Raw genomic sequence first — 26,634 nt, forward strand, 5'->3', positions numbered from 1 at the left:
GCACGCGCAAAGAGGAACGGTGGAGTCATGTCTGGTAGCGACGGCCCTGCGACACCACGGGTCGTGGTGGGCGTGAGCGGCTCCCTGGGGAGCCTCACCGCCCTGTCCCGGGCCGCCGACGAGGCGCGCCGGCGCGGCGCCGAGCTGTGGCCGGTGCTCGCCTGGCAGCCGCCGGGCGGGGACCTCGCCGCGCGGCGGGGTCCCGCGTCGAGCCTGCTGACCGACGAGTGGCAGCGCCTGGCGCGTGAGCGGCTCGTCGGCGTCCTGAAGGACGTGTTCGGCGAGGCCGGTCCCGGCGTGTGGATGTACGCCCTGGTCGCCCTGGTCGCCCAGGGCAGCCCGGGGCCGGCCCTGGTGGAGGTCGCCGACCGCGAGGACGACGTCCTGGTCGTCGGCGCGGGCCGCCGCAGCCACTTGCACCGCGCCTGCCACCGCTCCGTGAGCCGCTACTGCCTGGCCCACGCCGCCTGCCCGGTCCTCGCGGTACCGCCCTCCCCGCTGGAGTCGGAGCTCGCGGCCGTGCACCGGCGCAACGCCTGGCGGCTGCGGTTGCACACCGGGCATCTGGCCGAGGAGACGGTGCCGCAGGAAGGGGCGTGACCCGGGCCGACGCCGTGTGGTGTCGTGGCGCAGCTACGACACCACCGCTGCCGGCAGCTCCGGGTCCTCCGGCTTTCGTCCCTGCGCCATCCGCAGGCTCAGCACCATGGTCAGCCCGCCCCCTGGCGTGTCCTCGGCCGTGATCGTGCCGCCCATCGCCTCGGCGAACCCGCGGGCGACCGCGAGGCCGAGCCCCACGCCCGCGCCCCGCGGGGCGTCGCCGTAGCGCTGGAAGGGCTCGAAGATGCGTTCCTTGGCCTCGTCCGGGACGCCCCCGCCGCGGTCGACCACGCGTACCTCGACCCGGTCGCGGATGGCGCTCGCGGAAACCAGCACCGGCTTGTCCTGCGGGCTGTACTTGACGGCGTTCTCGACGACGTTGGCGACGACGCGCTCCAGCAGGCCCTTGTCGACGCCGACCATGGGCAGCGTCTCCGGAATGTCGAGTCCCACGCTGCCCTCCGGCACCCCGCCGAGCGCCATCGGCACCACCTCGTCGAGGTCGATCTCCCGGATCAGCGGAACGACCGTGCCGGTCTGCAGGCGCGACATGTCCAGCAGGTTGCCGACGAGGAGGTCGAGGCGGTCGGCGCCTTCTTCGATCGCCTGGAGCAGTTCGGCCTGGTCCTCCTCGGACCAGGCCACGTCGTCGGACCGCAGTGAGGAGACCGACGCCTTGATGCCGGCGAGCGGCGTCCGCAGATCGTGGCTGACGGCGGCCAGCAGCGCCGTCCGGATCCGGTTGCCCTCGGCCAGTTCCTTGGCCTTGTCGGCTTCGTGCCGCAGGCGCCGGCGGTCGAGGACCACGGCGGACTGCGCGGCGAAGGCGGCGAGCACCCGGCGGTCCTCGGCGGGCAGCACCCGGCCGGTCAGCGCGAGCGCCAGGTGGTCGCCGACCGGCACGTCCACGTCCGCGTCGTCGGGGTCCTGGCAGGGCCGGGGACCCACACTGCCCGCGCAGGTCCAGGGGTCGACATCGCTCTCCCGTTCCAGCAGCGCCACCGACTCCATGCCGAACGTCTCGCGGACCCGCTCGAGCAGCGCCTCCAGGCTGGTCTCACCGCGCAGCACGTTCCCGGCGAGGAAGGAGAGGATCTCCGACTCGGCGCGCAGGCGGTTCGCCTGGTGGGTGCGCCGCGCCGCAAGGTCCACCACCGAGGCCACCGCCACCGCCACGCCGACGAAGATCGCGATGGCGACGATGTTCTTCGGGTCGGCGATGGTCAGCGTGTGGACGGGCGGGGTGAAGAACCAGTTGAGCAGCAGCGAACCGACCACCGCGGACGCCAGCGCCGGCAGCAGGCCGCCGAGCAGCGCCGACGCCACCGTCAGCGACAGGTACAGCAGCATGTCGTTGGCGAGGCCGACTTCGGGGGCGACGTGCGTCAGCAGCACCGTGAGGACAGCCGGGCCGAGCACGCCGACGAGCCAGCCCCAGATGATCCGCGACCGGCCGAGCCGCGCGCCGCGGGGCAGCGGCAGCCCGCGTCCCTTGCCCGCCTCGTCGTGTGTGATCAGGTGGACGTCGAGGTCAGGGCCCGAGTCGCGGGCGACCGTGGCACCGACGCCGGGTCCGAAGACGTACTGCCAGCTCTTGCGCCGGGAGACCCCCAGCACGATCTGGGTGGCGTTCACACCGCGCGCGAAGTCCAGCAGGGCGACGGGGACATCGTCGCCCACGACGTGGTGGAAGGTGCCGCCGAGGTCCTCCACCAGCCCTCGTTGCACGGCGAGTTCCTTCGGCGACGAGGACGTCAGCCCATCGCTGCGGGCGATGTAGACGGCCAGCACCTCACCGCCGGCGCCCTTCTCCGCCAGCCGGGCGGCCCGCCGGATCAGCGTCCGCCCCTCGGGGCCGCCGGTGAGCCCGACGACGATCCGCTCCCGCGAACCCCAGATCGTCGAGACCTCGTGTTCGCTGCGGTAGGCGTTGAGGTACTCGTCGACCCGGTCCGCCACCCAGAGCAAGGCCAGTTCACGCAGGGCGGTCAGGTTGCCGGGGCGGAAGTAGTTGGACAGGGCCGCGTCGACCTTGTCCGGCTTGTAGATGTTGCCGTGTGCCATCCGCCGCCGCAGCGCCTGTGGCGACATGTCGACCAGTTCCACCTGGTCCGCCCGGCGTACGACCTCGTCGGGGACGGTCTCCTGCTGCCGCACACCGGTGATCGACTCGACGACGTCCCCCAGCGACTCCAGGTGCTGGATGTTGACCGTCGATATGACGTCGATCCCGGCCGCAAGCAGCTCCTCCACGTCCTGCCAGCGCTTGGCGTTGCGCGAGCCGGGGATGTTGGTGTGGGCGAGCTCGTCCACCAGCGCCACCTTGGGCCTGCGGGCGAGGACGGCGTCGATGTCCATCTCCGTGAAGGAGGTGTCCCGGTACTGGAGGTCCTTTCGCCGGATCTGTTCCAGGCCGTGCAGCATCACCTCGGTGCGCGGCCGGCCGTGGTGCTCCACGAACGCGACCACGCAGTCGGTACCGCGCTCCACCCGCCGGTGCGCCTCGGACAGCATGGCGTACGTCTTGCCGACGCCCGGTGCCGCACCGAGGTAGATCCGAAGCTTGCCGCGTGCCATGTTCACCCTTCGAAGCGGTAACCCATGCCGGGTTCGGTGATGAGAAAGCGGGGGTGCGAGGGGTCCGTCTCCAGCTTGCGTCGCAACTGCGCCATGTAGACCCGCAGGTAGTTGGTCTTGCTGCTCTGGGAGACCCCCCAGACCTCCTGGAGCAGATGCTTCTGTGTGATGAGCCGGCCGGGGTTGGTGACCAGGATTTCCAGCAGGTGCCACTCCGTCGGCGTGAGCCGGACCTCACGACCGGCGCGCGCGACCTTCTTGGCGAGCAGGTCGATGGTGAACTCGTCCGTCTCCACGAACGTCGTCTCGGGGCCGAGCGGGCTCTCCTCGGTGCGGCGGACGGCGGCCCGCAGCCGGGCCATCAGCTCGTCCATGCTGAAGGGCTTGGTGACGTAGTCGTCCGCGCCCGCGTCCAGCGCTGCGACCTTCTCCCCGGAGGCCTGCCGCGCCGACAGCACGAGGATCGGCACCCGGGTCCAGCCGCGCAGGGCCTTGATGACGTCGACGCCGTCCATGTCGGGCAGCCCCAGGTCCAGCAGGACCACGTCGGGCTGGCGGGCGGCCGCCAGCCGCAGGGCTGTGGCCCCGTCGGGCGCCGGGTCCACTCCGAACCGGCGTGCCTGCATGTTGATCACCAGCGCCCGCACCAGCTGCGGGTCGTCCTCCACCACCAACACCCTGGTCATGGGTGCACGCCTTTCCTGTCTGACGGTCGGCCGTGATCGCCGGCAGCGCTGCGACCGGCTTCATGGCGGCGGGAGCCGGCGGAACCGGGAAGTTTCCCGGGCCACCGACTCCCGCTCGGGTCGCGTAACGCCATCAGCCCTTGGCCACGAGTTCCTTGAGCGCGATGTTGAGTTCGAGGACGTTCACGCGGGGCTCTCCCATGAAGCCGAGCGTGCGGCCCTCCGTGTTGTCGTCGACCAGCTTCTGCACCTGGTCGGCCGACAGCCCGTTCTTCTCGGCGACCCGGTGGACCTGGAGGTCGGCGTAGGCCGGGGAGATGTTCGGGTCCAGGCCGGAGCCGGAGGACGTCACCGCGTCGGCGGGGACCTCGGAGGGCTTGACCTTGTAGGCGGCGGTGGAGTTGTCCTTGACGACGGCGGCCTTGGCGTCCTTCACCCACTGGATGAGCTCTTCGTTGTCGCCGGACCGGTTGGTCGCGCCGGACAGGATGAGCTTGTACTGGGTGTTGACGCTGTTGGTGCCGAGGCCGTTCTGCGGGCGGCCCTGGAACCACTTCAGATCGGGATCCGGGGTCTCCTGGCCCTCCTTCAGCGGCAGGTTGTACGCCTGGCCGATCAGCGAGGACCCGACGACCTTGCCGTCCGCCTTGATCTCGGAGCCGTTCGCCTTGTTGGTGAACAGCGCCTGGGCCACACCCGTGACCACCAGCGGATAGATGACACCCGTCACCAGGGTCAGCACGAGGAGGGCACGCAGGCCCGCCCCGAGCAACCTGGCGGTGTTCGATACGGAGTTGTTCATGGCGGTCAGCCGATCCCGGGGATGAGGGAGATGAGCAGGTCGATGATCTTGATGCCGATGAAGGGCGCGATCAGGCCGCCGAGACCGTAGATGGTCAGGTTGCGGCGCAGCATCCTGTCGGCGCTGACCGGCCGGTACTGCACGCCCTTCAGGGACAGCGGCACCAGCGCGATGATGATCAGCGCGTTGAAGATGACCGCGGACAGGATCGCGGAGTCCGGCGAGGACAGGCCCATGACGTTGAGCTTGTCCAGGCCCGGGTAGACGGCCGCGAACAGCGCCGGGATGATCGCGAAGTACTTCGCGACGTCGTTGGCGATGGAGAACGTGGTCAACGCGCCCCGGGTGATCAGCAGTTGCTTGCCGATCTCGACGATCTCGATGAGTTTGGTCGGGTTGGAGTCGAGGTCGACCATGTTGCCGGCCTCCTTGGCGGCCGACGTACCGGTGTTCATCGCCACGCCGACGTCGGCCTGGGCGAGCGCGGGCGCGTCGTTCGTACCGTCACCGGTCATCGCGACCAGCTTGCCGCCCGCCTGCTCCCGCTTGATGAGCGCCATCTTGTCCTCGGGAGTGGCCTCCGCGAGGAAGTCGTCGACGCCCGCCTCGTCGGCGATCGCCTTGGCGGTCAGCGGGTTGTCACCCGTGATCATGACGGTCTTGATGCCCATACGGCGCAGTTCCTCGAACCGCTCCCGCATGCCGTCCTTGACGACGTCCTTGAGGTGGATGACGCCGAGGATCCGAGCGCCGTCGGCATCCTCCACGGCGACCAGCAGCGGCGTGCCGCCGGCCTCGGAGATCCGGTTGGCGATCGTGTCCGCGTCGTCGGCGATCGTCCCGCCCTGCTCCCGCACCCAGGCGATGACCGAACCGGCGGCGCCCTTGCGGATCTTGCGCCCGTCGACGTCCACGCCGGACATCCGGGTCTGCGCGGTGAACGCGATCCACTCGGCACCGGTCAGCTCGCCCTGGTGGCGCTCGCGCAAGCCGTACTTCTCCTTCGCCAGTACGACGATGGAGCGGCCCTCGGGCGTCTCGTCGGCCAGCGACGACAGCTGGGCTGCATCGGCGACCTCGGCGTCGGTCGTCCCGGCCACCGGCACGAACTCGGCGGCCTGCCGGTTGCCGAGGGTGATGGTGCCGGTCTTGTCGAGCAGCAGCGTGGAGACGTCACCGGCGGCCTCAACTGCCCTGCCGGACATGGCGAGTACGTTGCGCTGGACCAGCCGGTCCATGCCCGCGATGCCGATCGCGGAGAGCAGGGCGCCGATCGTGGTCGGGATCAGACAGACCAGCAGGGCGACCAGCACGACCATCGTCAGGTCGGTGCCCGCGTAGTCCGCCAGCGGCGGGAGCGTGGCACAGGCCAGCAGGAAGACGATCGTCAGCGACGCGAGCAGGATGTTCAGCGCGATCTCGTTCGGCGTCTTCTGCCGGGCCGCACCCTCGACCAGGTTGATCATCCGGTCGATGAAGGTCTCACCGGGCTTCGTCGTGATCTTGATGACGATCCGGTCGGAGAGGACCTTCGTGCCGCCCGTGACCGCGGAACGGTCGCCGCCGGACTCACGGATGACCGGCGCCGACTCACCGGTGATCGCCGACTCGTCGACGGACGCGACGCCCTCGATGACGTCACCGTCACCGGGGATGATGTCGCCGGCCTCGCAGACGACCAGGTCACCGATCTTCAGCTCGGTGCCCGGCACGCGCTCTTCGACAGCACCGTTGAACCGGCGCGCCACGGTGTCCGTCTTGGCCTTGCGCAGTGTGTCGGCCTGGGCCTTGCCGCGGCCCTCGGCGACGGCCTCCGCGAGGTTGGCGAAGATCACCGTCAGCCACAGCCAGGCGCTGATCGTCCAACCGAACCAGTCGCCCGGGTCCTTGAAGGAGAAGATCGTCGTCAGCACGGAGCCGACGAGGACCACGAACATCACGGGGGACTTGATCATCACCCGCGGGTCCAGCTTGCGGATGGCGTCCGGCAGCGACTTGAGAAGCTGCTTCGGGTCGAAGAGGCCCGCGCCGACACGGCCCTCGGGGGACTTGTGCCCGGTGGGTACGTCGCTGTGCGGCGCCCGGGTCGGAGTGGCTGTGGACATCGAGTCCTCTTGCTTCTCTATGCGGGTGGTCATCACGCCAGCCCCTCGGCCAGCGGTCCCAGCGCGAGGGCCGGGAAGTACGTCAGACCGGTGATGATGATGATCGTGCCGACGAGCAGGCCCGCGTACAGGGGCTTGTCGGTGCGCAGCGTGCCCGCGGTGGCCGGCACCGGCTTCTGCTCGGCGAGCGAGCCGGCCAGCGCCAGCACGAACACCATGGGCAGGAAGCGGCCGAACAGCATGCACAGGCCGAGCGTGCTGTTGAACCATTGGGTGTCCGCGTTCAGACCGGCGAAGGCCGAGCCGTTGTTGTTGGAGGCGGACGTGTAGGCGTACAGGATCTCGGAGAATCCGTGCGCCCCGCTGTTGGTCATGGAGTTCGCCGGGGTCGGCAGCGCCATCGCGAAGGCGGTGAACACGAGAACCAGGGCCGGCGTGATCAGGATGTAGCAGGCGGACAGCTTGATCTCGCGGGAGCCGATCTTCTTGCCCAGGTACTCGGGCGTGCGGCCGACCATCAGACCGGCGATGAACACCGCGATGATCGCCATGATCAGCATGCCGTAGAGGCCGGAGCCGGTACCACCGGGCGCGATCTCGCCCAGCATCATGCCGAGCATGGTGATGCCGCCGCCGAGGCCGGTGAAGGAGGAGTGGAAGGAGTCCACCGCGCCGGTCGAGGTGAGGGTGGTCGCCACGGCGAAGATCGACGAGCCGCCGACGCCGAAGCGGACCTCCTTGCCTTCGTACGCCCCGCCCGCGAGGTCGAACGCCGGACCGTGGTGGGCGAACTCGGTCCACATCATCAGGACCGTGAAGCCGAGCCAGATGGTGCCCATCGTGGCGAGGATCGCGTAGCCCTGCTTGACCGAGCCGACCATGACGCCGAAGGTGCGGGTCAGCGCAAACGGGATGACGAGGATCAGGAAGATCTCGAAGAGGTTGGAGAACGGGGTGGGGTTCTCGAACGGGTGGGCGCTGTTGGCGTTGAAGTAACCGCCACCGTTGGTGCCCAGCTCCTTGATGGCCTCCTGCGAGGCGACCGCGCCGCCGTTCCACTGCTGCTGGCCGCCCATGAACTGGCCGACCTCGTGGATGCCGGAGAAGTTCTGGATGGCACCGCACGCGACCAGGACGATCGCACCGATCGTGGCGATCGGTACCAGGATGCGGACGGTGCCGCGGACCAGGTCCGACCAGAAGTTGCCCAGCTCACCGGTGCGCGAGCGCGAGAACCCGCGCACCAGCGCCACGGCGACGGCGATACCGACGGCGGCACTGACGAAGTTCTGCACGGCCAGACCGGCGGTCTGCACGACGTGGCCCATGGCCTGCTCGCCGTAGTACGACTGCCAGTTCGTGTTGGTCACGAAGGACACGGCGGTGTTGAACGCCTGGTCCGAGTCGATGGCGGAGAAGCCGAGCGCACCGGGCAGCACGCCCTGTATCCGCTGGAGCAGGTAGAGGAACAGGACGCCGACGGCGGAGAAGGCGAGGACGCCGCGCAGGTACGCGGTCCAGCGCATCTCGGTGTCGGGGTTGGCACCGATGCCCTTGTAGATCCACTTCTCGACACGCCAGTGCTTGTCGGAGGAGTAGACCTTGGCCATGTAGTTGCCAAGCGGCTTGTGGACGAGCGCCAGGGCTGCGATCAGAGCCAGCAGCTGGAGTACGCCTGCGAGTACGGGACCCATGTCTAGTCTCAGAACCTCTCCGGGAAGATCAGGGCGAGGACGAGATAGCCCAGCAGGGCGACGGCCACGACGAGGCCGACGATGTTCTCGGCAGTCACAGCTTGGTCACCCCCTTGGCGACGAGAGCCACCAGTGCGAAGCACGCGATCGCGGTGACGACGAAGGCCAGATCGGCCATCGTGAACTCCTGGAGTGAGGTTCGGTTGAACAGGGACGGTTCGAGGAAACAGCCTTCGTGGCCGGAATCGAGCGCCGTTGACGGCTCCCTTACGGCCCACTGCGCGCCTTTGACGGAACTCTTACGGCGCGACGATCACCGCAGGTCGCAGACGCGCCGAGGTCAGAACAAGCGGAACCGCAATCGGCAGATCACCGCGTCCGTCTCCTTGCGGACGGCGTGCGCGACGACGGCGCCCCGCTGGTTCTGCAGCAGCCGCTGCCACAGCCGCTCCGGTTCGGTCTCCGGGATCAGCACGGTGACCCGGGTGGCCGGCTCCGAGGCCATGACCTCACGGACGTACGCGGCGATGGGACGGCCCAGGGAGCGCCGCTCGCCGGCGAGCCGGACCAGGGGGACACCGGGGTCCCACTCGGCCCAGGAGAGCTCCAGGGCGTACAGCGCGGCCCGGTCCTCGGGGTCGGGATGGCAGACGGTGACCGCGCGGACCTCGTCGCCCAGCGAGGCGGCCGCGGTGAGAGCCTCGCAGGTGAGCCGGGAGAGCGAGGAGACGGGCACGAGCACGACCGAGCGATCGCGGTGCGGATGCTCGGGGATGCGGCCGAGGCCCAGGCGCTCGCCGATGCGGGTGTAGGCGCGGTGCACGGTCTCGAAGGCCAGGACCAGCAGGGGCAGAGCGATCACGATCAGCCAGGCGCCCTCCCCGAACTTGGTGGCGGTGACGACGACGGCCGAGACACCGGTCAGCAGTCCCCCGAAGCCGTTGAGCGCCGCCTTGCCACGCCATCCGGGCCCGCGCTCGATACGCCAGTGCCGGACCATGCCGACCTGCGCGATGGTGAAGCCGACGAAGACGCCGATGGCGAAGAGCGGCACGAGGGTGTTGGTGTCGCCGCCGGAGAAGACGATCAGCGCGGTGGAGACGGCGGCCAGCGCCAGCACACCGTGCCGGTGCACCTGGCGGTCGGCCTTCAGCGCGAAGACGTGCGGCAGGTAGTTGTCGCGGGCGAGCAGCTTCAGCAGCACCGGGAGGCCGCCGAAGGAAGTGTTCGCGGAGAGCGCGAGCAGGATCATCGTCGCGAACTGGATGACGTAGAACGCCCAGTTGTGGCCGAGGGAGGCGTCCGCGAGCTGGGCGAGGACGGTGACGCCCTCGACCGGCTGCAGGTGGAAGCGGGAGATCAGCACGGACAGGCCGATCAGCATCACGCCGAGGACGGCGCCGAGTGCGATTTCCGCACGCTGGGCGCGCTTGGCACGGGGCACCCGGAAGGAGGGCACGGCGTTGGCGATGGCCTCGACGCCGGTGAGGGCGGAGCACCCGGAGGCGAAGGCCTTCAGCAGGAGCAGGGCGCCGACAGCGGTGGCGTTGTCGGAGAGGACCGAGGCGTGCCCGGCGGCCGTTGCGGTGCTGACCGGCTCGGAGCGGAACAGCCCGACGGCGATGAGCACGAAGATTGAGCCTACGAACACGACCGTCGGCACGATGAAGGCCTTGGCCGATTCCACGATGCCCCGCAGGTTGACCGCCGTGATCAGCGCGAGCACGGCCAGGCACAGCCACAGCCGATCGTCGTAGAGAGCCGGGAAGGCGGAGGTCAGAGCCGCCACACCGGCCGTGACGGCGACGGCGACGTTGAGGACGTAGTCCAGGACGAGCGAGGCCGCCGCGACCAGGCTGGTCCGCTTGCCCCGATGCGTCTTGGCCACGGCGTAGGATCCACCGCCGTCCGGGAAGGCCGCGATCACCTGTCGGTACGAGGCGACCAGCACCGCCAGCAGGCCGGCGATGGCGAGCGTGACCGGGAGCGTGAAGCCGAGGCCATGCCCGCCGGCGGCGGCCAGCACCAGCACGATCGCCTCGGGGCCGTACGCCACCGACGCCATGGCGTCGAGGGACAGGGCGGCCAGGCCCGTGACGGCGGTGAGCCGGTGCCGTTCGCCGGTGTCCGGCGGTTCCTCGTCGGCCGGGGTCGCCCCCGGCACGGTGGTCAGGACGGACATGGGATGCGTGCTCCTTCGTACGGACGAGCCGTCACGTGCGAGGGCTGCCCGTGACTGACCAAGGTTGTGTCCGGATCCCGCCGCACCCGACCGTCCTTGCGCGTTCTTCGCGCTCAGGCGACCGCCCTTGACGGCATATTGACGCGCGCGGACTCGCAACAGCCGCGCTGTGTCGCTGTGGTCGCGTCAAGAACGGCCGGGCGCTCGTCAGAGTCCCATCAAGGTGCGCCGCCGCGGCTCGCGCGATCCCTACGGTCGCCGTATGGCACACCACAACGCTGCACGTGACAGCGATCTGATCGGGGAACCGGCCCAGGCCATCGCCGAAACGGCGTACGACCGCCGTTGGGCACATGATTTGCTCGACTCGGTCCGGTGTGCGGCCGTGCTCATGGGTCTGCTCCACGTGATCGACTGGGGCGCCGACACCCTCACCTCCGCGCGCGCGGCCCTGTGGGTCGCGCTGGCGGTCCTGCTCTTCGTGGTGCTCTGCCCGGCGCGTGTCTCGGCCGGCCAGGGCTGGCTGGCCTCCCGGCGTCTGCTGCACCCTCGGCGCATCCGCACCGACCTGCTGGTGTCCGTGCGCTGCCTGGACGGTGTGTCCCAACGCCTGGTGCTGCGCGACGCCTTCGGCGAGCGCGTCGAGGTCGACCCGCGCGTCCTGGTCGACAACCCGGACCTGTGGCACCGCCTGCACGAGGACGCACACACGTCCCTGGCCCGCGGCACCCTGGTGTGCGGGGACACCGCACTGCGACTCCTGTCCGAACGAATCGATCGCGAGAACGCGGCCACCGTGTTCAAGGTCTCCGAGCTGGACTAGCCGAGGGTCCGGCGCTGTCAGCTCCACCCGTCCGCCGGGCGCGGCTGCACGCCGACGATCAGTACGTCCGGGCCGCGCCACGTGGCAGCCGACACCACCCGGCCCCCCGAGCCGCAGCGCACGTCCCCGCCCCGGTCGCCGGTCGAGTCCGGCACGACCGTTGCGGCAGGAGGCCGACCCTTGTCTCCATCGCGGCGGACATCGGCAGGGCTGCGGCGGTTCCGACGGTCGGCACGCCGCCACTTGCTGTTCCGGAACGCCGCATGCCGCGCGGGTGGCGCAGGAGCCTGGCGGCGAAGTCGTCCTCGTACGGCCGCATCACCATCCGCACGCCCAGGTCGGCCTCCCGACATTCATGAAACGCCGCTCGCCCCGGCCCTCCCCTGCTCGGCGTGCGCAGCCGGTTCCGCCAGTGGCAACGAGACCACCATCGTCAGGCCGCCTCCCGGTGTGTCCTCGGGACCGATCGTGCCGCTCATCGCCTCGGTGAGGCCGCGAGCCAGGGCGAGCCCCAACCCGAGCCCGGTGTTGTTGTCCGTGTCGCCCAGCCGCTGGAACGGCTCGAAGAGACGGTCCCGGCCTGTCGACGGAAGACCGGGCCCGCGGTCGACGACACGGAGTTCGGCCCGTCCGGCCAGGACGCTCGCGGTCACCAGGACCTTGGCGTCGGGCGGGCTGTGCCGGGCGGCGTTCGCGACCAGGTTGGCGATCACCCGTTCCAGCAGCGGCGGATCGACCAGCACGGCGGGGACCTCCTCCACATCTCCGACCTCGACATCGGGTGTGTCCACCAGGGCCGCCGGAAGGACCTCCTCCAGCGCGGTCGGCCTGAGGTTCAGCTTCAGCACGCCCGCCTCCAGGCGGCTGAGGTCGAGCAGGTTCTCCACCAGGCGGTTCAGCTTGGCCATGGACTCGTCGGCGGTGGCGAGCAGTTCGTCCCGGTCCTCGGCGGAGAACACGACGTCCCGGCTGCGCAGAGACGTCACTGCGGCCCAGCCCGCGGCGAGCGGAGTCCGCAGGTCGTGGCCGACGGCCCGCAGCAGCGCAGTACGCATCCGGTCTGCGGCCTTCACCGGCTCGACCTCGGCGGCGGCCTCGGCGAGCCGCGCCCGCTCGACGGCCGACCCGACATGTGCGGCGAAGGCGGCCAGCACCCGCCGTTCGGACGACGACAGATCACGCCCGTGTAGCGCCAGGTACGCGCCCGGCCCCGCCGGCACCGCGGTGACACCGCCCGCGTCGGGCGGCTCGTCGACCAGTTCCGCCGACTCCATGCCGAAGGTTTCCCGGGTGCGTTCCAGCAGGGCCGGGATGGTCTGACCGCCGCGCACGATGCTGCCCGCGAGGGACGACATGGTCTCCGCCTCGGCGGTGGCCCGAGCGGCTCTGCGGGACAGACGTAGGGAGCGGTCGACGACGGCGGCCACCGTGGCGGCGACCACCACGAACACGGCCGGCGCCAATAGGGCGTTGGCGTTGTCGAGCGTGAATGCCCCTATGGGCGGGATGAACCAGTAGTTGAGCAGCAGCGACGCGGTGACGGAGGCGATCACCGCGGAGGCCACGCCGCCTATGCAGGCCACACCCACCACCGCGAGCAGGAACAGCAGTGCCTCGCTGGTCAGGTTGAGGGTGCCCCGCATCTGTGCGAGGACGAGGGTGAGCAGCACGGGCAGCACGAGTCCGGCTACCGGTCCCGCGATCAGCCGGGACTTCGAGAGCGTGCGGCGACGGGACGGCAGCAACGTGCCCCTGCCGGCCCGCTCGTGGGTGACCCGGTGGACGTCGATGTCGCCGGAGAGCGCGACGACGGTCTCCCCCGTGCCGAGCCCCGTCACGAACCGTTCCAGGCGTCCGCGCCGGCTGGCCCCGAGGACGAGCTGGGTGGCGTTCTCGGCGCGGGCGAACTCCACGAGCGCGGTCGCGACGTCGTCGCCGACCACCTGGTGGTAGCTGCCGCCGAGGTCCTCCACCAGCCGGCGCTGGCGGGCGAGCGAGGCGTGCGAGGCACCGGCGGCCAGGCCGTCGCTGCGGGTCACGTGCACGGCGAGCAGGTCCCCACCGGCCGACCGGGTGGCGATCCGGGCGGCCCGGCGGATGATCGTGTCGCCTTCGGGACCGCCGGTCAGCGCGACCACGACCCGTTCCCGGGTCTCCCACACCCCGCCGATCGCGTGCTCCGCGCGGTAGGAGTTGAGCGCCTCGTCGACCCGGTCGGCCACCCACAGCAGCGCCAACTGCCGCAGCGCGGTGAGGTTTCCGGGCCGGAAGTAGTTGGCGAGGGCCGCGTCGATCTTCTCGGGTGCGTAGATGTTGCCGTGCGCCATACGGCGGCGCAGCCCTTCGGGCGGGATGTCGACGAGTTCGACCTGGCGGGCCCTGCGTACGACCTCGTCGGGCACCGTGTCGTGCTGCGGCACTCCGGTGATCTTCTCGACCACGTCCTTGAGGGACTCCAGATGCTGGACGTTGACGGCTGTGATGACATCGATGCCCGCGGCGAGCAGTTCCTCGATGTCCTGCCATCGCTTGGCGTTGCGCCCGCCGCCGGGGATGTTGCCGTGGGCGAACTCGTCCACGATGGCCACCTGCGGGCGCCGGTCGAGGACGGCCGCCAGGTCCATCTCCTCGAACTGGCCGCCCCGGTAGTGGCACCGGGCGCGCACCACGACCTCCAGGCCGTCGAGCATGGCCTCGGTACGAACACGTCCGTGGCACTCGGCGAACGCCACCACCACATCGTCCCCGCGGCCGGCCCGGCGCCGCCCCTCATCGAGCATGCGGTACGTCTTGCCCACCCCCGGGGCCGCCCCGAGATAGACCTTCAGCCGTCCGCGCGGTACTTCGTTCATCAGGTCTCAGCGAACCGCTCCGCGCGCCCCCGGTCAGGCATCTTGACGCATCCCTGGCGCCTCCCACGAGGACGTTGACACCGTTTTGACAAGGCGGGGGCCGACAGGATGGAGGCGGTGTGCCGGGAAGTCCGGTCGGATCGACGCCGGAGTGGCTTCGCTCGGAGCCCCCGAGGGGACGGACGGCACAACGGTGACGTTCCTGCTGGAGAGCTTGGTGTTCTCCTTGATCGGCCTCGCTCCGCCCGCCCAGATGCGGGCGTCGTCCGACTCCGACCGCGCCGGGCCGTTGTACGCGCCGACGGTGGCCCGGACCCTGATCGCCGTACGACCGCTGTGGCTGTGCCGCTGTCGGCGGTGGTGCACCGCAAGGGCGGGATCTCGCGATCGGCGACCGAGTCCCACGTGCCGAGGACTGCGAGGCCGATGGGGAGCAGCGGCGCCGCCGGGGCGGTGGCGAGCAGGGCCGTGGCCGTGAGCAGAAGGTCAGTCGCGCGGGCACGGTGGCCCGGTGACGACGGCACAGAGCGGCCCGCACGGCCACGACCCGGGCCCGGTGGGCCTGCCCCGGGCCATTCGGCCGTGTTCCCCCACGAGACCGCGGCCCGGGGCTGCCCCCGGCAGGGCGACCCCCTCTCGCCGTGGCTGGGCGGCACCCTCCGTTCGAGGGCTGCCGGTAAGGGCCGTCACGGCCTCTCCCACATCACGCCACGGACGGTCGCCCGTCCCCGTGCCGCTCAGTCTGCGACCACTCCCGCCATGAACAGCCTTCATTGACGGGCTTCTGACGTGCACTCAGGTGACTTTGACGAAGCCTTGACGCGACAGCTGACCTGGCCGTATGAGATCCGCAAATTCCTCGCTGAACAGGGTCGTCCGGGCACGGAGCGCGACTACATTTCCCTGTCGGCCGCCGAGAAGGCCACGGGTACCAGTGGCCTCACGGGACCGGACCGCCGTCCGGAACCGGCCGAGGTGGCGAGGTGCGTGTCGAGGGCACGCACCGGCGCACGGCGTACCACTGCCTCACCGCCGACGTCCGTGCGCCCGCCGTGCGGGGCCGGGGCCCCGGTCCCGCACGGCTTCGGCGGCCGCTGCCCTGTCGTCGACGAGCCACGAAGGTCTCCATGTTTCCCGCCGCTCCCGAGCAGGCCCCGCCGTCCAGCCCCCAGCGCGCCCCAAGGCCCGGAGCAAGACCGAGTGCCCGGCGGCGTGCCCCGGGCGGACTCTTCGAACCCGCCCAGTTCGTACGGTCCTTTCCCGACGCCCTGCGCAAACTCCACCCCCGGGTCCTGGCGCGCAACCCGGTGCTGTTCGTGGTGTCCGTCGGGGCGGCCCTCACCACGCTGTCGGCTCTGATCCACCCCGCCGTCTTCACCTGGGTCATCAGCGCCTGGCTGTGGCTGACGGTGATCTTCGCCAACCTTGCCGAGGCCGTCGCCGAGGGCCGCGGCAAGGCGCAGGCCGAGTCGCTGCGCAAGGCGCGCACGGACACCGTGGCGCTGCGCCTGTTGGATTGGCGCTGGGGCACGAATGCGCGCACCGCCCGCTCGGAGGTTGTCGCCGCGACCGACCTCAAGCCGCTGGACGTCGTGCTGGTCGAGGCGGGCGGGATGATCCCGGCGGACGGCGACGTCATCGACGGCGTGGCGGCGGTCGACGAGTCCGCGGTCACCGGCGAATCCGCACCCGTCATCCGCGAGTCGGGCGGCGACCGCACCGGCGTCACCGGCGGTACGACCGTCCTGTCCGACCGAATCGTCGTGCGGGTCAGAGCCCGTCCCGGCCACAGCTTCCTGGACCGGATGATCGCCCTGGTCGAGGGGGCCAACCGGCAGAAGACGCCGAACGAGATAGCTCTGAACATCCTGCTGGCATCGCTGACGATCATCTTCCTCCTGGTCGTGGTCGCCTTGCAGCCGATGGCGGCGTACGCGGACGCCGCCCAGTCGACGACCGTGCTGGTGGCCCTGCTGGTCACGCTGATCCCGACCACGATCGGCGCCCTGCTGTCGGCGATCGGCATCGCGGGCATGGACCGGCTGGTGCAGCGCAACGTCCTGGCCATGTCCGGCCGCGCGGTCGAGGCGGCCGGCGACGTGGGCACGCTGCTGCTCGACAAGACCGGCACCATCACCCTCGGCAACCGCGAGGCCGCCGCCTTCGTCCCGCTGCCCGGCATCGACGAGCGCCAACTCGCGGACGCCGCCCAGCTCTCCTCGCTCGCCGACGAGACACCCGAGGGGCGCTCCGTCGTCGTCCTCGCCAAGAACCGCTACGGGCTTCGCGAGCCCGCCGAGGGCGAGCTGGCGAACACCCGCTGGGTGGCGTTCAGCGCGCAGACCCGGATGAGCGGCGTCGACCTGAGCTGGGGCAACGGCGCCGTGTGCGCCATCCGCAAGGGCGCCGCCCAGCAGGTGATCGACTGGGTGCGGATGTACGGCGGCGAAGTCCCGCCCGAGGCACGGCACTACGCCGACTCGGTCGCGGCCTCGGGCGGCACTCCGCTGCTGGTGGCCGTGCACGACTGGAACGGCCCGCGCGTCCTCGGTCTGATCCAGCTCAAGGACGTCGTCAAGGACGGCATCCGCGAGCGCTTCGCCGAGCTGCGCCGCATGGGCATCCGCACGGTGATGATCACCGGCGACAACCCGCTCACCGCCAGGGCCATCGCCCAGGAGGCGGGCGTGGACGACTACCTGGCCGAGGCGACTCCCGAGGACAAGCTCGCGCTCATCCAGGAGGAACAGGCCGGCGGCAAACTGGTCGCGATGACCGGCGACGGCACCAACGACGCGCCCGCGCTGGCCCAGGCGGACGTCGGCGTGGCGATGAACACCGGTACGTCGGCCGCCAAGGAGGCCGGCAACATGATCGACCTCGACTCCAACCCGACCAAGCTCATCGACATCGTCGAGATCGGCAAGCAACTCCTCATCACCCGGGGTGCGTTGACGACGTTCTCGATCACGAATGACGTGGCCAAGTACTTCGCGATCATCCCGGCGATGTTCACGAGCGCCTACCCGGGCCTGGACGCGCTCAACATCATGGGCCTGCACAGCCCGACCTCGGCGATCACCTCGGCGATCATCTTCAACGCCCTGATCATCGTCGCGCTGATCCCGCTCGCCCTGCGCGGCGTCCGCTACACCCCGTCGTCGGCGCACGACCTGCTGCGCCGCAACCTGCTCCTGTACGGGCTCGGCGGGCTGGTGCTGCCCTTCCTCGGCATCAAGCTCATCGACCTGCTGATCTCCGGGGTGCCCGGTCTCGGCTGAGCCCCGCCCGCTGTCCGGGCCATGTGCCGTCAAGGACACGTATGCGCACGTCAGAAGCGCGTCAGAGAACCGCACTTCACCTTGTCCGGGGAGTGCGGAACGGATTCCATGGACAACGTGAACAGCGCATGGCTCCTCTTCGACGAGCCGCCGAGTCCCGCTCGGCCACCCCGTCGTGCGCCGCGCTGCCCGGAAACGCTGCCGTCGTCCCGCTGACGCGTTTTCCGTGACCCGAGGGGCGCCGTGAATCCGCCCGGCGCCCCTCGCGCTTCCCTTCATCCCGCACGTGCACCGCCCCCTCGACGGGGGTTGCGTGGCGTGCCGCACCCATGGATTGGATCATGTCCGACTCCACCCTTTCCTCCCGCACCGTCCTCGTCACCGGCGCCACTTCGGGCATCGGCTACGAGACCGCCCGCCGACTGGCCGAGCGCGGTGCCACCGTGCTCCTGCACGGCCGTACCGCCGAGGACGGGCGCGCCGCCGCCGACAGCCTGATCGCCACCGCCGGCGTCAGCGCCGATCAACTGTGCACCTTCGCCGCCGACTTCACGCGCCTGGACGAGGTCGAGACCCTCGCCCACAAGGTGGTCTCCGAGCACCCGCGCCTGGACGTCCTCGTCAACAACGCGGCCATGGCCGCTCCCGAGCGGCACACCGTCACCGCCGACGGCAACGAGATCGCCTTCCAGGTCAACTTCCTCGCCCACTACCTGCTGACCTGCCTGCTGGAGCCGGCGCTCACCAGCGACCCGGGCGGCCGCGTGGTCAACGTGTCGTCCTCACTGCACCGCACAGCGTCCATCCAGTGGTCCGACCCCAACCGGGCCCGTCGCTACTCGCGGCTCGCCGCGTACGCCCAGTCCCAGCTGGCCCTGACGGTGTTCGCAGCCGACCCGCGCGTCACCGCGGTCTCGATCCACCCGGGCGTCTGCGACACGGCACTGCTCCCCCTGTACGCCCACGAGGGGGTCACCCCGGCCGAGGGCGCCGAGCACGTTGCCCGGCTGTGCGACCCGGCGGTCGAGATCGTCAACGGTGCCTACTACGACCGCGCCGAGCGCGTCGAGCCTGCCCCGGCCGCTTCGGAGGACCGCACGGTGAAGCGCCTCAACAAGCTCGCCGACCTCCTCGTCGGCCGTACCACTTGAACTTCGTTCCACCGAAAGGGAGTTGACCCGCGTGTCGAAGCGCGCCCGCAAGAAGAAGGCTCGCCGCAAGAAGAAGGCCACCGGTTCCTGCCCCCGAGCCCGGCCGCCGGAGGCGTCAGCACTGACCGGCCTTGCTGCCGTGGCGGTGGGCAGCCCGGTGCTTCGGGGCCGGCTCAGCGCGTGAAGGTCACACGCCCACCGATCACGCCGGACGACAATGACGCTGGGTGTCCGAACACCCCCCACCGCCGCTGGCCCCCATACAGCCCAACCCCTGACGAACGCGTCCCAGAACTCACATCCTGATGTGCACCCGTCGCCGACCAGGCCAGTCTTAACGGAAGCTTGACGCCGATGGCCCCTTGATCCGTGGGCCCGTACGTCACTCTCCGCATACGCTGGTGCCGCCGTCCGCGTGATGGCCGGAATCCCCCGCCGTCCCGCATTTCAGGAGCACGCCGATGGCCTCGACCAAGCACCCTCCCTCCAGTCGCTTGCGCGCCTGGATGCTGGAGGGCCTGGCCGACATGGGCAAGGGGCATGGCAGCCAGGAACAGCGGACCCAGTCCAAGCTGGAGCACCAGGGCCAGCCCTGGTACCGCGTCATGTGCCTCACCGGCGTCGACTACTTCTCCACCCTCGGCTACCAGCCGGGAATCGCGGCCCTCGCGGCAGGCCTGCTCTCCCCCATTGCCACGATCGTGCTCGTGATCGTCACGCTGGCGGGCGCCCTGCCCGTCTACCGGCGCGTGGCCGAGGAGAGCCCCCACGGCCAGGGCTCGATCGCCATGCTGGAGCGGCTGCTGACCTTCTGGAAGGGCAAGCTGTTCGTCCTGACCCTGCTGGGCTTCGCCGCCACCGACTTCCTGATCACCATCACCCTGTCGGCGGCCGACGCCTCGACCCACCTGGTCGAGAACCCGCACCTGAACAGCGCCCTGCACGACAAGCAGCTGCTGATCACCCTCATCCTCGTGGCCCTGCTCGGCGCGGTGTTCCTCAAGGGCTTCCTGGAGGCGATCGGCGTCGCCGTCGCCCTCGTCGGCATCTACCTCGCGCTGAACGCGGTCGTCGTGGTCGCCGGCCTGTATCACGTCATCACCGAGGGGCACGTGGTCACCGAATGGTCCAGCGCCCTCACGGCCGAGCACGGCAACGTCTTCGTCATGATCGGCGTGGCCCTGATCGTCTTCCCCAAGCTCGCGCTCGGCCTGTCCGGCTTCGAGACCGGCGTCGCGGTGATGCCGCACGTCAAGGGCGACCCGGGCGAGACCGAGGAGAACCCCAAGGGGCGTATCCGGGACACGAAGAAGCTGCTCACCACCGCCGCCCTGATCATGAGCTGCTTCCTCATCACGACGAGCTTCATCACCACCTTGCTGATCCCGGAGAAGGAGTTCGAACCGGGCGGCCAGGCCAACGGCCGCGCGCTCGCGTTCCTCGCCCACGAGTACCTGGGTGGCGCCTTCGGCACGGTCTACGACGTCTCGACGATCGCCATCCTCTGGTTCGCCGGCGCCTCCGCCATGGCCGGCCTGCTCAACCTGATGCCGCGCTATCTGCCCCGATACGGCATGGCCCCGCACTGGGCTCGCGCGGTGCGCCCGATGGTCATCGTCTTCACCCTGGTCGCCTTCCTCGTCACCTGGATCTTCGACGCCGACGTCGACGCCCAGGGCGGTGCCTACGCCACCGGCGTACTGGTACTCATCAGCTCCGCAGCGATCGCCGTGACCATCGCGGCCCGCAAGGCCGGTCAGCGGAACTGGACCATCGGCTTCGCGGTCATCTCCGCCGTGTTCCTGTACACGACCGTCGTGAACGTCATCGAGCGCCCCGACGGTGTGAAGATCGGCGCCTGCTTCATCGCCGGCATCATCCTCGTCTCCCTGCTCTCGCGACTGATGCGCGCCTTCGAGCTGCGCGTGACCAGCGTGACGCTGGACGACATGGCGGAACGTTTCGTCCGGGACATAGCCAGCCGCAAGATCCGGTTCATCGCCAATGAACCCGATCGGCGCGACAAGGCCGAGTACCGCGACAAGATCGAGCAGATCCGCACCGACAACGACGTCCCCGTCCAGGAGGACTTCGTCTTCGTCGAGGTGACGGTCACCGACCCGTCCGAGTTCGAGGCGGGCGTCACCGTGCGCGGCGAGGTCCTGCACAACCGCTACCGCGTCCTCACGCTCGAGTCCTCCTCCATCCCCAACGCCCTGGCCGCGCTGCTCCTCCACGTCCGCGACTCGACGGGCTGCATCCCCCACATCTACTTCGAGTGGACCGAGGGCACCCCCTTCGCCAACTTCCTGCGCTTCTTCCTCTTCGGCCAGGGCGAGGTCGCCCCGGTCACGCGCGAGGTGCTGCGCGAGGCGGAGCCCGACCGTGACCGCCGACCCCGGGTGCACACCGGCTGAAACGGCCGCGGGCATCAGGATCGCGTCAAGGTTGCGCCGTAAGGCGTCAGAGCACCGACAGCGGCGGTCTTTCCTGCGCCTCGGAGCCCTACCGTCTGCACTGTGCAGGGAAGCGGACCTCGCCCGGTGCCGACCGGCGACCGCCACTGGCGTGGCAGCGCCCGGTTCGCCGTGGGCTGCGCCCTGGCCTTCCTCGGCATGACCTTGCTGGTCGACCTGGACGGGGAGACGCTGACACCGTCGCGTGCCCTGCTGTGGCTGGCCCTGACCGCCCTGCTCTTCACGATCCTGTTCCCCCAGCGGGTGACCGCGGGCCCGGGCTGGCTGGCGGTGCGTGGCCTCTTACGACGGCAGTCGGTGCGTACGGACGCGCTGGTGGCCGTACGACAGCACGGCCATGTCTCCGCTCTGCTGACGCTGCGCGACACGGACGGCTGCCGCCTGGATCTGGACCCACGGATCCTCGTCGCCAACCCGCTGCTCTGGCACGAGTTGGACACCGGGGTACGCCGCTCGCTCGAACGCGGGACGCTCCTCGAAGGCACGGACGTGGTCGAGCGGTTGGGTCACCAGATCGACGACGCCACGGCGCAGGCGGTGCTCAGGGCGTCTGGGATGTTCTGAACGGCGTGCGCCGCGGAGGACGTATCACTATCCGGCCGTACTGCATTCGCCCGGCGATCTCGATCCGCAGAACGACCGGTGCACCGGCATCACTGACGGGACGGGTCTTGACCTTGGCGTACTCGATCGCCAAAGAGTCGGTGTCCACCACCACGCCGGGCCGCGTGACCAGCCTCAGTGTGCCGCCGCGCATGTCCAGGTCGATCCGCAGCGTCCCGTCGCTTGTCACCGCCTGCGTGAAGTCGAGGGTCACATCGCCCCAGGACGACTCGATCTCCAGCCGCCGGGGCACCACCCAGCCCCCGCCCCGCACGGCCGAACCGCCCTGTTGCTCGATCCGGACGACGTCTTTGACCTCGGCACCGCCCGGCGCCGTCGGCAGATCCACCGTCAGCTCGGCCAACTCGCCCACCGTGCGGGCAAAGAGAGCGGCGGTCACCCGCTCGTCCAGCTCCTCCATGGTCAGCCGACCGTCCCCCGCCGCGGCGTTCAGCACGTCCACCGCACGGTCCCGGTCAGCGTCCGAGGCCCGCAGCCCCGTGCGCGACAGCTCAGCCGCCACAACCTCACCCCGTTCGAACCCGACCGACCCCACTAACGCTATATCGCGTTATACCCAACGGCCAACCCCCTGCCTCGAGTTCCCCGTCCGACCCCTATCGTGACCGGCATGCAGTCCTACACGATCGGCCAGGCGGCGCGGCTGCTCGGCGTGAGCCCCGACACCGCGCGCCGCTGGGCGGACGCCGGCCGCGTCGCGACCCACCGCGACGACACCGGACGGCGACTCATCGACGGCAAGGACCTCGCCGCGTTCTCCGTCGAACTCGCCAGGTCCGGCAGCGACGAGGAGGAGACCTCCTACACCTCGGCCCGCAATGCCTTCCCCGGCATCGTCACCGCGATCAAACTCGGCGACGTCGCGGCACAGGTGGAGATCCAGGCCGGCCCGCACCGACTGGTCTCCCTCCTGACCCGCGAGGCGGTCGAGGAACTGGGCCTGGAGGTCGGCATGGAGGCCACCGCCCGCGTGAAGTCGACGAACGTCCACATCGACCGCACGTAACCGGACACTCGACGTCGTTACGGTAGGGGCCGGAGTCCGCAAACCCACACAAATCCCCACCCACTCCCCCTCCCGCTCCCACCGTCTGCGAGGCGTCCCTCCATGAGCCTGAGCATCCGCAACCAACTCCCCGGCACGATCACCGCCATCACCCCCGGCGAGGTCATGGCCACCGTCAAGGTCCACCTCGACGCCGGTCAGGACCTCACCGCGGCGATCACCCTGGACGCCGTCGAGGACCTCGGCCTGGCCGAGGGAACCGGCGTGACCGCCCTCGTGAAGGCGACGGAGATCTCCCTCTCCACCGCACCGATCAGCGGGCTGTCCATCCGCAACCAGCTCCCCGGCACGGTCACCGGCATCGCCACCGGCGGCGCGATGGCCTCGGTGAAGATCGCCGTGGAGGGCGGTGTGCTGACAGCGGCCATCACCAGGGACGCCAGCAACGACCTTGCCCTGGCCCCCGGAATGTCCGTCGTCGCGCTGGTCAAGGCGACCGAGGTGGCACTCACGACCGCGTGACGCACGAGGGCTCCGCCCGACCGAACACGGCCGGAGCGGAGCCCTCGATCACCTATGCCGGTGCGTCAGCCCTCGTACGCGTCCATCGGCGGGCAGGAGCACACCAGGTTCCGGTCGCCGAAGGCCTGGTCGATCCGGCGCACCGGCGGCCAGTACTTGTCGGCGGCCGACACCCCGGCCGGGAACACGGCCTCCTCACGGCTGTACGCGTGCTCCCACTCACCGCCCAGCGCACCGGCGGTGTGCGGAGCGTTCCGCAGCGGGTTGTCGTCCGCGGGCCACTCACCCGACCCGACCTTCTCGATCTCCGCACGAATGGCGATCATCGTCTCGCAGAACCGGTCGAGTTCGTTCAGGTCCTCGGACTCGGTCGGCTCGATCATCAGCGTTCCGGCCACCGGGAACGACATCGTCGGCGCGTGGAAGCCGTAGTCGATGAGCCGCTTGGCCACGTCGTCGACGCTCACCCCGGTCGCCTTGGTCAGCGGCCGCAGATCGATGATGCACTCGTGCGCGACGAGCCCGCCCGGCCCGGTGTAGAGCACCGGGTAGTGCGGCTCCAGACGCTTGGCGATGTAGTTGGCGGACAGCACCGCCACCTGCGTGGCCCGCTTGAGCCCCTCGCCGCCCATGAGCCGTACGTACGACCACGAGATCGGCAGGATCCCGGCGGAACCCCAGGGCGCGGCCGAGATCGGGCCGACGCCCGTCTCCGGCCCGGCCGCGGGCTGCAGCGGGTGGTTCGGCAGATACGGCGCCAGGTGCCCACGGACACCGACCGGCCCGACGCCCGGACCGCCACCGCCGTGCGGAATGCAGAACGTCTTGTGCAGGTTCAGATGCGAGACGTCGCCACCGAAGTGGCCCGGCTTGGCAAGCCCCACAAGGGCGTTGAGGTTGGCGCCGTCGACGTACACCTGCCCGCCGGCCTCGTGCACCTGAGCGCAGATGTCGGCGACGTGCTCCTCGAACACCCCGTGCGTCGACGGGTACGTGATCATCAGCACGGACAACTCGTCCCGGTGCTTCTCGATCTTCGCCCGCAGATCCTCGACGTCGATCTCACCGTCGTCGGCGGTCTTCACGACGACGACCTTCATGCCGGCCATGACGGCGCTGGCGGCGTTGGTCCCATGAGCGGACGACGGAATCAGACAGACGGTCCGCTGCTCGTCCCCGTTGGCCCGGTGGTACCCGCGCACGGCAAGCAGCCCGGCCAGCTCGCCCTGCGACCCGGCGTTGGGCTGCAGCGACACCTTGTCGTAGCCGGTGACCTCGGCGAGACGTTCCTCCAGCTCGCGGATGAGTGTCAGATAGCCCTGCGCCTGCTCGGCGGGCGCGAAGGGGTGCAGCTGTCCGAACTCCGGCCAGGTGACCGGCTCCATCTCGGTCGTCGCGTTGAGCTTCATGGTGCAGGAGCCCAGCGGGATCATGCCGCGGTCGAGCGCGTAGTCGCGGTCGGCGAGCCTGCGCAGGTAGCGCAGCATCGCGGTCTCGGAACGGTGCTGGTGGAAGACGGGGTGCGTGAGGACCTCGTCGCTGCGCAGCAACCCGCCCGGAAGGCCGTCCTCGGCCCCCTCGTCCAGCGCCTCGACGTCAGCGTCGACCCCGAACGCCGTCCATACGGCGCCCAGTTGGGCCCGCGTGGTGGTCTCGTCGCAGGCGAGGGACACGTGGTCGGCGTCGACGAGGCGCAGGTTGACGCCGCTCTGCCGGGCGGCGGCGACAACTTCGGCGGCCTTCGCAGGCACCCGCACAGTCAGCGTGTCGAAGTAGGAACCGTGCACGACCTCGACCCCACCGGCGGTGAGGCCCGCGGCGAGGATGGCGGCGTACCGGTGAGTGCGCCGGGCGATACCGCGCAGCCCGTCGGGGCCGTGGTAAACGGCGTACATCCCGGCCATCACGGCGAGCAGCACCTGCGCCGTGCAGATGTTGCTGGTCGCCTTCTCCCGGCGAATGTGCTGCTCACGCGTCTGGAGAGCCAGCCGGTACGCCCTGTTCCCATCGACATCCACGGACACGCCCACGAGCCGCCCGGGCAGGCTGCGCGCGAACTTCTCGTGTACGGCCATGTAGCCGGCGTGCGGCCCTCCGAAGCCCATCGGCACACCGAACCGCTGCGTCGTCCCGACCGCGATGTCCGCCCCGAGCTCACCGGGGGACTTCAGCAGCGTGAGCGCGAGCAGATCGGCGGCGACGGTGACGAGGGCGCCGAGCTCATGAGCCTGCTCGATGACGGGCTTGATGTCCCGTACGACGCCGGAGGCACCCGGGTACTGCACCAGCACGCCGTTGATCTCACGCTCGGCGATCTCGGCCGGAATGCCGTCGCTGAGGTCGGCGACGACGATCTCCACGCCGGTGGGCTCGGCACGGGTCTCGATCACGGCGATGGTCTGCGGAAGCACATCCGCGTCGACCAGGAACAGCCCCTTCTTGTTCTTGCCCATCCGCAGCGACAGGGCCATGGCCTCGGCCGCCGCGGTCCCCTCGTCCAGCAGCGAGGCACCGGAGGTCGGCAGCCCGGTGAGGTCGGCGACCATGGTCTGGAAGTTCAGCAGGGCCTCGAGCCGCCCCTGCGAGATCTCGGGCTGATACGGCGTGTAGGCCGTGTACCAAGCCGGGTTCTCCATGACATTGCGCAGGATGACCGGCGGCGTGAAGGTCCCGTAGTAGCCGAGCCCGATCATCGAGTCCAGCACCTGGTTGCGATCGGCGAGCGACCGCAGCTCGGCGAGCACCTCGGCCTCGGTACGCGCGCCCGGCAGTTCGAGGGAGTCGGCGTTCTTGATCACATCCGGCACCGCGGCGGCGGTGAGCTCGTCGAGCGAGCCGTACCCGACCTGGGCGAGCATCTTGGCCCGAGCTTCATGATCAGGACCGATATGACGCTGCTCGAAGGGAATACCCTGCTCGAGCTCTGAGAGCGGAATGCGATGGGCGGTCATTGCGGAGGCCTCCTGGTCTGACACGACCTTCGAGGGGCACCACGGCGCGGGTACCCGGACGGCCTCCCCCTCTGTCATCTCAACCTGAGAGCTTCACCGGGTCACCACAAGGTGCCCGGCTTTCACCGTCGGTGAGAGCGGAGGCCATCGACACCCGCCCTGCTTTCCAGAGTGACCTCGTCCGTGCGGTACGTGTGCCTGAGAGATTCCGGGGAGGATTTGCTCCTTCGGCGCCTCCGGATGGTTCCCGGAGGACTCTCCCGCACGGGGTCAGCAGCCGCTAGCCAGACTACCAGCGGGG

General features: G+C 70.0%; 19 protein-coding genes and 1 riboswitch. Of the genes, 9 read left to right on the top strand and 10 right to left on the bottom strand.

Annotation, left to right across the window (positions count from 1 at the left end; translation table 11 throughout):
- Positions 1-27: 27 nt before the first annotated feature.
- Entirely contained in the window at positions 28-600 is a 573-nt protein-coding gene (locus ACZ7M7_RS21475; protein ID WP_472119187.1) for a universal stress protein, read from the top strand.
- 33 nt (positions 601-633) lie between these two features.
- Here the strand turns inward: ACZ7M7_RS21475 and ACZ7M7_RS21480 are convergent, their stop codons facing one another.
- The 7 genes from ACZ7M7_RS21480 to ACZ7M7_RS21510 all read right to left on the bottom strand — a co-directional run bounded on the left by ACZ7M7_RS21480 (position 634) and on the right by ACZ7M7_RS21510 (position 10,646).
- On the bottom strand, positions 634-3,177 hold the full coding sequence (locus tag ACZ7M7_RS21480) for a sensor histidine kinase (protein WP_472119190.1): 2,544 nt from the start codon (positions 3,175-3,177) through the stop codon (positions 634-636).
- Positions 3,178-3,179: 2 nt separating this feature from the next.
- A complete protein-coding gene (locus ACZ7M7_RS21485) occupies positions 3,180-3,863 on the bottom strand; it encodes a response regulator (RefSeq protein ID WP_383629289.1) in 684 nt (227 codons plus the stop codon).
- 133 nt (positions 3,864-3,996) lie between these two features.
- Positions 3,997-4,665 (bottom strand): potassium-transporting ATPase subunit C, encoded by a 669-nt coding sequence (locus ACZ7M7_RS21490; RefSeq protein WP_472119194.1) that lies wholly within the window; start codon positions 4,663-4,665, stop codon positions 3,997-3,999.
- Between the two features lie 5 nt (positions 4,666-4,670).
- The gene (gene kdpB / locus ACZ7M7_RS21495; protein WP_472119197.1) at positions 4,671-6,803 is read right to left on the bottom strand and encodes a potassium-transporting ATPase subunit KdpB; all 2,133 of its coding nucleotides are present in this window, start codon (positions 6,801-6,803) and stop codon (positions 4,671-4,673) included.
- Positions 6,803-8,464, bottom strand: coding sequence for a potassium-transporting ATPase subunit KdpA (kdpA, locus tag ACZ7M7_RS21500; RefSeq protein ID WP_472119200.1), 1,662 nt, complete (start codon positions 8,462-8,464; stop codon positions 6,803-6,805). The genes kdpB (ACZ7M7_RS21495) and kdpA overlap by 1 nt, the downstream gene beginning before the upstream one ends.
- 8 nt (positions 8,465-8,472) lie before the next feature.
- Positions 8,473-8,562, bottom strand: coding sequence for a K(+)-transporting ATPase subunit F (kdpF, locus tag ACZ7M7_RS21505; RefSeq protein WP_016434100.1), 90 nt, complete (start codon positions 8,560-8,562; stop codon positions 8,473-8,475).
- 242 nt (positions 8,563-8,804) lie between these two features.
- Entirely contained in the window at positions 8,805-10,646 is a 1,842-nt protein-coding gene (locus ACZ7M7_RS21510) for an APC family permease (RefSeq protein ID WP_472119203.1), read from the bottom strand.
- A 262-nt stretch (positions 10,647-10,908) separates the two neighbouring features.
- Between ACZ7M7_RS21510 and ACZ7M7_RS21515 the strand changes: the two genes are divergently transcribed.
- Complete coding sequence (locus ACZ7M7_RS21515; RefSeq protein ID WP_472119206.1) at positions 10,909-11,469, top strand: hypothetical protein; 561 nt, start codon at positions 10,909-10,911, stop codon at positions 11,467-11,469.
- Between the two features lie 353 nt (positions 11,470-11,822).
- Here ACZ7M7_RS21515 and ACZ7M7_RS21520 read toward each other — a convergent pair whose 3' ends face one another.
- Positions 11,823-14,321, bottom strand: a complete 2,499-nt coding sequence (locus ACZ7M7_RS21520) for a sensor histidine kinase (RefSeq protein WP_472119209.1) — start codon at positions 14,319-14,321, stop codon at positions 11,823-11,825.
- A 1,127-nt stretch (positions 14,322-15,448) separates the two neighbouring features.
- On the opposite strand from ACZ7M7_RS21520, the gene kdpB (ACZ7M7_RS21525) reads away from it, so the two are divergent.
- From kdpB (ACZ7M7_RS21525) to ACZ7M7_RS21545, 5 genes are all read left to right on the top strand, one after another.
- A complete protein-coding gene (kdpB, locus tag ACZ7M7_RS21525) occupies positions 15,449-17,602 on the top strand; it encodes a potassium-transporting ATPase subunit KdpB (RefSeq protein ID WP_472119212.1) in 2,154 nt (717 codons plus the stop codon).
- A 341-nt stretch (positions 17,603-17,943) separates the two neighbouring features.
- Positions 17,944-18,753: an SDR family NAD(P)-dependent oxidoreductase gene (locus tag ACZ7M7_RS21530; protein ID WP_472119215.1), complete on the top strand. Its 810-nt coding sequence runs from the start codon at positions 17,944-17,946 to the stop codon at positions 18,751-18,753.
- Positions 18,754-18,784: 31 nt separating this feature from the next.
- Positions 18,785-18,937: a hypothetical protein gene (locus ACZ7M7_RS21535; RefSeq protein WP_472119218.1), complete on the top strand. Its 153-nt coding sequence runs from the start codon at positions 18,785-18,787 to the stop codon at positions 18,935-18,937.
- Between the two features lie 277 nt (positions 18,938-19,214).
- Entirely contained in the window at positions 19,215-21,170 is a 1,956-nt protein-coding gene (locus ACZ7M7_RS21540) for an APC family permease (protein WP_472119221.1), read from the top strand.
- A gap of 102 nt (positions 21,171-21,272) precedes the next feature.
- A complete protein-coding gene (locus tag ACZ7M7_RS21545; protein ID WP_383616966.1) occupies positions 21,273-21,794 on the top strand; it encodes a hypothetical protein in 522 nt (173 codons plus the stop codon).
- Here ACZ7M7_RS21545 and ACZ7M7_RS21550 read toward each other — a convergent pair.
- Positions 21,772-22,356 (bottom strand): DUF1707 SHOCT-like domain-containing protein, encoded by a 585-nt coding sequence (locus ACZ7M7_RS21550; protein ID WP_472119225.1) that lies wholly within the window; start codon positions 22,354-22,356, stop codon positions 21,772-21,774. The genes ACZ7M7_RS21545 and ACZ7M7_RS21550 overlap by 23 nt on opposite strands.
- A 108-nt stretch (positions 22,357-22,464) precedes the next feature.
- On the opposite strand from ACZ7M7_RS21550, the gene ACZ7M7_RS21555 reads away from it, so the two are divergent.
- Entirely contained in the window at positions 22,465-22,860 is a 396-nt protein-coding gene (locus ACZ7M7_RS21555) for a TOBE domain-containing protein (protein WP_369269756.1), read from the top strand.
- 102 nt (positions 22,861-22,962) lie between these two features.
- Positions 22,963-23,382, top strand: coding sequence for a TOBE domain-containing protein (locus ACZ7M7_RS21560; protein WP_472119228.1), 420 nt, complete (start codon positions 22,963-22,965; stop codon positions 23,380-23,382).
- A gap of 65 nt (positions 23,383-23,447) precedes the next feature.
- Here the strand turns inward: ACZ7M7_RS21560 and gcvP are convergent, their stop codons facing one another.
- Positions 23,448-26,333 carry an aminomethyl-transferring glycine dehydrogenase gene (gene gcvP, locus ACZ7M7_RS21565; RefSeq protein WP_472119231.1) on the bottom strand — a complete coding sequence of 962 codons (2,886 nt, stop codon included), beginning with the start codon at positions 26,331-26,333 and terminating at the stop codon, positions 23,448-23,450.
- Positions 26,334-26,509: 176 nt separating this feature from the next.
- A riboswitch (glycine riboswitch) is annotated at positions 26,510-26,606 on the bottom strand.
- Positions 26,607-26,634: the final 28 nt, after the last annotated feature.

It is taken from the genome of Streptomyces sp. NPDC111606 (genome assembly GCF_055656945.1).

Coding starts and splice junctions, on each gene's coding strand:
- ACZ7M7_RS21475 (WP_472119187.1), top strand. CDS start 28: ATGTCTGGTAGCGACGGCCCTGCGACACCACGGGTCGTGGTGGGCGTG.
- ACZ7M7_RS21480 (WP_472119190.1), bottom strand. CDS start 3,177: ATGGCACGCGGCAAGCTTCGGATCTACCTCGGTGCGGCACCGGGCGTC.
- ACZ7M7_RS21485 (WP_383629289.1), bottom strand. CDS start 3,863: ATGACCAGGGTGTTGGTGGTGGAGGACGACCCGCAGCTGGTGCGGGCG.
- ACZ7M7_RS21490 (WP_472119194.1), bottom strand. CDS start 4,665: ATGAACAACTCCGTATCGAACACCGCCAGGTTGCTCGGGGCGGGCCTG.
- kdpB (WP_472119197.1), bottom strand. CDS start 6,803: ATGACCACCCGCATAGAGAAGCAAGAGGACTCGATGTCCACAGCCACT.
- kdpA (WP_472119200.1), bottom strand. CDS start 8,464: ATGGGTCCCGTACTCGCAGGCGTACTCCAGCTGCTGGCTCTGATCGCA.
- ACZ7M7_RS21510 (WP_472119203.1), bottom strand. CDS start 10,646: ATGTCCGTCCTGACCACCGTGCCGGGGGCGACCCCGGCCGACGAGGAA.
- ACZ7M7_RS21515 (WP_472119206.1), top strand. CDS start 10,909: ATGGCACACCACAACGCTGCACGTGACAGCGATCTGATCGGGGAACCG.
- ACZ7M7_RS21520 (WP_472119209.1), bottom strand. CDS start 14,321: ATGAACGAAGTACCGCGCGGACGGCTGAAGGTCTATCTCGGGGCGGCC.
- kdpB (WP_472119212.1), top strand. CDS start 15,449: ATGTTTCCCGCCGCTCCCGAGCAGGCCCCGCCGTCCAGCCCCCAGCGC.
- ACZ7M7_RS21530 (WP_472119215.1), top strand. CDS start 17,944: ATGTCCGACTCCACCCTTTCCTCCCGCACCGTCCTCGTCACCGGCGCC.
- ACZ7M7_RS21540 (WP_472119221.1), top strand. CDS start 19,215: ATGGCCTCGACCAAGCACCCTCCCTCCAGTCGCTTGCGCGCCTGGATG.
- ACZ7M7_RS21555 (WP_369269756.1), top strand. CDS start 22,465: ATGCAGTCCTACACGATCGGCCAGGCGGCGCGGCTGCTCGGCGTGAGC.
- ACZ7M7_RS21560 (WP_472119228.1), top strand. CDS start 22,963: ATGAGCCTGAGCATCCGCAACCAACTCCCCGGCACGATCACCGCCATC.
- gcvP (WP_472119231.1), bottom strand. CDS start 26,333: ATGACCGCCCATCGCATTCCGCTCTCAGAGCTCGAGCAGGGTATTCCC.